The following is a 6023-nucleotide window of genomic DNA, read 5'->3' on the forward strand; positions in this document are numbered from 1 at the left end:
TGTTTCTTTATGTGACAGAGATATACAAACTACATTTAAAAGAGCTTGGGCTAAAAGCTCTCTTTGGAATAAATGTAAGCTTTTAGCAACTCTAATTTCAGCAGCCTTTTCTAATGAAGAAATTACTGCAGAGGAGCTTGAACAACTAAAGAGCCAAGATACTCTTCAAACATTAATGCAGGAAATGGCTAAAGAACTTCCAATGGTTAAGGAAGTATTAATTGATGAAAGAGATCAATACTTAGGAAGATCTATTTTTGAAGCCCCAGGTAAAAAGAAAGTTGCTGTCATTGGTGCAGGACATACCCAAGGTGTAATTTCAACTATTGAAAGCCTAAGTGAAGGAAAACAAACACCAACATTAGACTCTTTAACAATTGTACCAAAGGGAAAACCAATTGGTAAGATATTTTCCTACCTAGTACCAATGTTAATCGTACTGTTAATCGTTCTTAGTTTTATCTCTTCTGGATGGGACCAAGGTTTAAAAACCTTTTTATATTGGATTGCTGTTAACTGCTCATGTACCTTCCTAATGACATTAGTATCTCTCGCACATCCGTTAAATATTTTAGCTTGTACAATTACGGCGCCATTCTTTGCTCTTAACCCAGTTTTAGGTGTCGGCATGCTAGGAGGAATTGCAGAAGCAACATTTAGAAAACCAAAGGTAAAGGATTTTGAAGGCATTAACGATGATGCAATGACCCTTAAAGGGTGGTACAAAAATAGAATACTTCATGCACTATTAGTTTTCTTACTATCCTCTGTTGGAAGTGCATTCGGAACCCTAGTAGCCTTTCCTGTGCTACTTTCACACCTTTAAAAAATTCTCCGGGAAACCGGAGATTTTTTTACCATCCTTGGTTAGATAAAAAGCTTCTTACTTCATTTTTATCTCTATTAATATTATTAAACTCCCCTTTAATTTTCCCATCGACAAGATAAATAATACGGTCAGAAAATGCTGCTACCTTTGCATCATGAGTTACCATCAATATAGTATTCACTTTTTCATTTAAATTAAGAAATACTTCCATTGTTTCCTTTGATGTCCTTTGGTTTAGAGCACCGGTTGGTTCATCAGCAAATATTATATCTGGGTTATTAATAAGTGCTCTTGCAATAGCAACTCTTTGCTTTTCTCCTCCAGATAAGTTATTTACACTTCTTTTTCCATATCCATCTAGATTTAATTGAGAGAGAAGATTATCAGCCTTAATAGCTTTTTCTTTTGTGTTCCTTGTTGGAATTAGTACATTCTTTAAAACATTTAATTCAGGGATTAATTCTGGATTTTGAAAAACAAATCCAATATGCTTTCTTCTAATATCAGATAAGTCATTACTCTTTAACTTTGATATTTCATTTTCAAGCAAAAAAACTTCTCCATTGAACCTTCCTCTATTGATAAAAGCTTCTCAACATTTCTTATAAATCCAGTAATTAATCTTTCTTTATTAATATTTGATTCCATTTTATCGTTATCAAAAGCTATATAAGAATATGTAATTATCATATCCGAAGTTTCATAGGGATATTGGCAATTAAAATATCCAATAGCATTACCCTCTTCAATCATACGTTCAAATATTTTCACAACTCTTGATAACATTCTATCTTGTACCTTTTGGTGGAGTAACGCATTTTCATTTTTATGTATTTCAGATAGTAGCTCTTTACCAAGTTCTGTATCAGATGAAAGAGAGGTCATTGTTAATACAATTCTATCTATTAGATCAATAGATTTATCTAATGATATAGCCTCAGCTTTATTAATTAAGGAGTCTGTAAAACGTAAAACCACTGCATCGAGTATTTCTTCTTTTGACTTAAAGTGATAGTAAAGAGTTCCTCTAGCTATACCTACTCTATCGATAATGTCGTTCGTACTAGTAGATGTATAACCTTTAGTAGCAAATAAACTCTCTGCTACATCAAGGATTTCTTCACGTCTCTCTTCTGATTCCTTAACAATTCTCATATCGACAACCTGTCGGTATTATGTAATTTAAATATAAAAGAGTCAATAATTTTATTGTAGTGCCCCACTAATCATTATTGCCTGTTTAATATTTTTACAGGTACTCATATTTTGGTCTTTAACCTTAGTTGGAGATAAAATATTAGTAAAGCCTAGATCATTACTTGCTTTTATTCTTTTTTCTAAGAAAGCTACTGGTCTAACCTCACCTGCTAGAGAAAGTTCTCCAAAACTTACTAAATTAGGAGGTAATGCTTTTCCAGATCGAGCTGAATAGAGAGCTAATGCAACAGCTAACTCTATAGATACTTCATTTATTTTCATTCCACCCGCAACATTAACATAAATATCTTGATCAGATAATCTAACACCAGCATGTCGCTCTAATATAGCAGCAACCCTATTAATTCTTGCGCTATCAATTCTATCAGAATAAACACGAGAGAGCCCACTTTTAGCAGGTACTGTTAAGGCTTGTATTTCAACTAAGAATGTTCTTGACCCCTCGACTACTGCTGTATAAGCAATTCCAGGAGGAAGGTTTTCTTCTCCACGTGAAGAGATAAAAAATTCTGTAGGATCTTTTACTGCTTTAAGGCCATCGCTATCCATTCTAAAGATACCAATTTCATCAACAGAACCAAATCTATTTTTTACTGCTCTTAAGAATCTAACACCTGTTTCAGCATGTTCAAAATATAAGACTGTATCAACTAAGTGTTCTACAATCTTAGGTCCAGCTAGTGTTCCTTCTTTTGTTACATGACCAATAAAAAACATTGCTATATTTTTAGTCTTAGCAATCATGCTTAACGCATAACAACAAGCTCTCATTTGATTAGGTGAGCCTGCTATAGAAGGTACTGTTGAGCTAGATAATGTTTGAAGGGAGTCAATTACAACAACTGCAGGTGAAGTCTTTTCTATTGCATCAACTAAAGACTCTAATCGTGTATCACAAAAGATATTTATACTTTTTAAATCTAGGCCAAGTCTAATAGCTCTTAACTTAACCTGTGATGGTGACTCTTCACCAGAAACATATAGTACACTTCCCTCTGATGAAGAAGAAGATAGCATTTGAAGCATTATTGTAGATTTACCTATTCCAGGTTCACCTCCAACTAGTACAGAGCTAGGTCTCATAATACCACCACCTAATACTCTATTTAACTCGCTTATTCCTGAATCAAAACGAGTTGCTTCATCGACTGTAATATCTGATAAACTTTTAATTTCTTTATCGATAATAGTTATAGCCTGTTGTGTTTTATTCGCACTAGGGGCTATTACTTTTTCTTCAACAAATGAATTCCAAGAGCCACAGCTAGGACAGCGTCCTAGCCATTTACTCTCTTCACGTCCGCACTCACTACAGACAAAGCGTACTAAATCTTTCTTCATTAAAATAATTAGAAATCTAAGAGTTCAACATCAAAGATTAATGTTGACTTAGGAGGAATTACTCCTGGATATCCATGGATACCATAACCAAGCTGATAAGGGATAATTAAAGTTCTTTTCTCACCTTTCTTCATTGTTTGTAGAGCTTCATTCCAACCTTCAATAACCTGACCAATTTTAAATGTTGCAGGCTCTCCTCTTAAAATAGAGGAATCAAAGATTTTACCATTTAAGAATGTTCCCTGATAGTGAACTGTAACATTTTGACCATACTTAGGTGATGCACTACCACTACCTTCCTTTAATACAACATACTTTAATCCTGAAGGAGTTTTTATTGCACCAGGATAGCGATTATCAATTTCTCTATCAATTTTCTTTTGCTCTTCAGCTTCTTTTCTGTTAGCTTCCTCTTCAACCTTTTCAACTAAATCAGAAAAAGCCTGCTTTGTGCAAACGAACTTTTCAGCATCTTCACCAACTCTTACAATCTCAATACTTTCGATTTTATCTCCAGTTTTGATTTTATTTACAACATTCTGACCTTCTACAACGTGTCCAAAAACAGAGTGTTTTCCATCAAGCCATGGAGTAGCAACATGTGTAATAAAGAACTGGCTACCATTTGTTCCAGGACCAGCATTAGCCATAGAAAGAATACCAGGACCAGTATGCTTTAATGATGGATCGAATTCATCAGGAAATCTATATCCAGGACCACCTGTTCCATCACCTTTAGGACAACCACCTTGAATCATAAAATCAGGGATTACTCTATGGAAATTAAGTCCATCATAGAAAGGTTCACCTTCATCTTGAAGATTCAATACACCTTCAGCAAGACCAACGAAATTCATTACTGTCATTGGTACTTTTTTGTACTCAAGCTCTAATACAATATCGCCTTTACTAGTTTTAATAACACTATAAAGACCGTCTTTTAAATTACTTTTATCCATCTATTTGTTCCTTTTATTATTCGAATAAATCATCACTCTTACCGAGTATTTTATACAATCTTTCAAGATCTGCTTTACTTGAGTATTGTATCACAAGCTTACCTCTTTTTAGATTTCCTTTTACTTCAACTTTAGTTCCAAATGCTTCAAGTAGTTTATCTTCTACTTCTTGAACGTATGGATCTTTAGTTTTAGATGTTCTCTTAATCTTTACTTTTTTGCCTTGATTAAGAAGCTCAGCCTCTTCTTCAGCTTCTCTAACAGAAAGCTCTTTTTCAATGATTTTATCTCTTAATAGAACTCTATCATTTGGGTTCACTAAAGATAAAATAGCTCTAGCATGACCAGCAGATAAGACACCAGAAATAACATCATCTTTCATGGAATCTGGAAGCTGTAAAAGTCTTAAGCTGTTAGCTACAGTAGATCTTTTTTTACCTACTTTAACAGCTACTTCTTCTTGAGTTAATCCAGACTTCTGAATTAGATACTGGTAAGCTGCTGCTTCATCGATTGAATTAAGATTTTCACGCTGAATATTTTCAATTAAAGCAACCTCTATACGCTCAATCTCAGTAAAAGATCTAACGATTACAGGAATTTCCTTTAATCCTGCAAGTTTAGCAGCACGGAACCTTCTTTCACCAGCAACAATGATGTAACAATCATCATTAATTTTCTCAACTAAAAGAGGTTGAAGGACACCCTGATTTTTAATTGATTCAGCTAACTCTTCCAATGTATTATCATCAAATGATTTTCTTGGTTGATTCTCATTAGCCTTAATCTTATCAATTGAAACAGAAATAATCCTATCTTTTACATCTTCTTCAGAGAGAGAAACAGTAATCTTTTCCTTTGGTTTTGCAACAACATCTGGAGTGATATCGAAATCAAAATTCCCCAAAAGAGATCCCATTCCTTTTCCTAATCCATGTGTTTTTTTAGCTGACACGGTCTATGACCTCCTTAGCCAAATTATTATATGCTTTTGCTCCTGCATTAGATGCATCATAAATATTAATCGGCATACCATAAGAAGGAGCCTCTGCAAGTCTAATGCTTCTTGGAATTATTGTCTTAAATACTAATTCAGGGAAGAAATTAGAAATATCTTCTACAACTTCAGAGTTAAGTTTTGCTCTCTTTGTATACATTGTAAATAAGATACCTAATATCTCTAAGTTAGGATTTAATGATTTTCTAACAGAAGATATTGTCCTCATCAATAAATTTAAACCTTCCATTGCAAAGTACTCACATTGCATAGGAATAATTACTTTATCAGCCCAACACATAGCATTCATAGTAATCAAGCCTAAAGCAGGAGGACAGTCAACAAAGATAAAATCATAATCAGAAGAAATAGGTTCTAATGCTTTAGAAAGAAAGAATTCTCTATTTTCTTCATCAACAAGTTCAACATTTAATCCTGCAAGATCTAAAGAACCTGGTATAACAAAAAGATTCTGAAATGGTGTAGCTTGAATAGCATCATTAACAGATACCTTACCAACAACTACATCATAACAAGTAGCTTTTCTGTTATCTGCAGATACAGAACCAGTCAGGTTACCCTGAGAATCGAAATCTACTAGTAAAACTTTATATCCAAGTGCAGCAAGGGATGAGCCAAGGCTGACACATGTAGTAGTCTTACCAACACCACCTTTTTG

7 protein-coding genes are annotated in these 6023 nt (G+C 34.0%); 1 reads left to right on the forward strand and 6 read right to left on the reverse strand.

Translation table 11 applies throughout. The features are described 5' to 3' along the window. A partial coding sequence (locus SOY52_RS10350; RefSeq protein WP_320848877.1) for a TraB family protein occupies nt 1–826 on the forward strand: 826 nt, incomplete at its 5' end. 28 nt (nt 827–854) lie between these two features. On the opposite strand, the gene SOY52_RS10355 is transcribed toward SOY52_RS10350, so the two are convergent. From SOY52_RS10355 to SOY52_RS10380, 6 genes are all read right to left on the reverse strand, one after another. Further along, the gene (locus SOY52_RS10355; RefSeq protein WP_320848878.1) at nt 855–1379 is read right to left on the reverse strand and encodes an ABC transporter ATP-binding protein; all 525 of its coding nucleotides are present in this window, start codon (nt 1377–1379) and stop codon (nt 855–857) included. Continuing rightward, complete coding sequence (locus SOY52_RS10360; RefSeq protein WP_320848879.1) at nt 1352–1984, reverse strand: TetR/AcrR family transcriptional regulator; 633 nt, start codon at nt 1982–1984, stop codon at nt 1352–1354. Before SOY52_RS10360 ends, SOY52_RS10355 begins: the two co-directional genes overlap by 28 nt. Before the next feature lie 51 nt (nt 1985–2035). Further along, on the reverse strand, nt 2036–3388 hold the full coding sequence (gene radA / locus SOY52_RS10365; protein ID WP_320848880.1) for a DNA repair protein RadA: 1353 nt from the start codon (nt 3386–3388) through the stop codon (nt 2036–2038). 8 nt (nt 3389–3396) lie between these two features. After that, nucleotides 3397–4347 (reverse strand): peptidylprolyl isomerase, encoded by a 951-nt coding sequence (locus SOY52_RS10370; protein WP_320848881.1) that lies wholly within the window; start codon nt 4345–4347, stop codon nt 3397–3399. 16 nt (nt 4348–4363) lie between these two features. Next, nucleotides 4364–5302: a ParB/RepB/Spo0J family partition protein gene (locus tag SOY52_RS10375; protein ID WP_320848882.1), complete on the reverse strand. Its 939-nt coding sequence runs from the start codon at nt 5300–5302 to the stop codon at nt 4364–4366. Beyond that, the coding region (locus SOY52_RS10380; protein ID WP_320848883.1) for a ParA family protein at nt 5292–6023 on the reverse strand (732 nt) is incomplete at its 5' end. The genes SOY52_RS10380 and SOY52_RS10375, both read right to left, overlap by 11 nt.

Origin of the sequence: Bullifex sp. (genome assembly GCF_034103065.1) — a bacterium.
Lineage (GTDB): Bacteria > Spirochaetota > Spirochaetia > Sphaerochaetales > Sphaerochaetaceae > Bullifex.

Bases quoted from the DNA above. Each gene is read 5' to 3' on its own strand.
- SOY52_RS10370 (WP_320848881.1), bottom strand. From the start codon at position 4,347: ATGGATAAAAGTAATTTAAAAGACGGTCTTTATAGTGTTATTAAAACT.
- radA (WP_320848880.1), bottom strand. From the start codon at position 3,388: ATGAAGAAAGATTTAGTACGCTTTGTCTGTAGTGAGTGCGGACGTGAA.
- SOY52_RS10360 (WP_320848879.1), bottom strand. From the start codon at position 1,984: ATGAGAATTGTTAAGGAATCAGAAGAGAGACGTGAAGAAATCCTTGAT.